We start from the raw sequence: 575 nt of genomic DNA on the forward strand, positions 1-575 counted from the left end.
GTTCCTGTATTGATTAAATTTCCTTTTTGAATATCAACTTTATTTCCAATAAGAGTTAAACCATTTTTAGTAGTAATACTTCCTTTGTTAATAATATCTCCTTTATTAGCTTTAAACACAGGAGAGAATTTAAATCCATCAGTGTGTCCTTCTAATGTAAATTTTTGCATTGTTTTTTCATCCATTGGAGATGTAGAAATACCAAACTTATTAGCATTAATACTTCCACTCTCAGTTACTATTACCCCACTAGGATTTACTAAAAAGATATTATTATCTCCTCCATTTAATTTACCTGCTAGTATAGAGGGATTTTTAGAATAATCAAGATTTAAATATCCTTTACCACTTCCTCCAAAATTAACAGTAGCATCTTTACCTATATTAAATCCTCCACCCCAAGCAATTACATGATTTCCTCCATTACCATTACCAGTAATTGTCATAGTATCACCCTTAGAAGTAATAGTTCCTCCATTACTACCTACAAACTTTCCTCCACTTGGTAAAGTAATATCTTTAGCTAATACTAATTGATTAGATAAAAGTATAGAAGCAACTATACTAATACTAAG

Annotated in this window: 1 protein-coding gene; it reads right to left on the reverse strand. The window is 29.7% G+C overall.

Translation table 11 applies throughout. The features are described from left to right. On the reverse strand, nt 1–575 hold a 575-nt coding region (locus tag B6S12_RS10825; protein ID WP_146239371.1), incomplete at both ends, for a two-partner secretion domain-containing protein.

The organism is Helicobacter valdiviensis, from assembly GCF_003245365.1.
Taxonomy (GTDB): domain Bacteria; phylum Campylobacterota; class Campylobacteria; order Campylobacterales; family Helicobacteraceae; genus Helicobacter_D; species Helicobacter_D valdiviensis.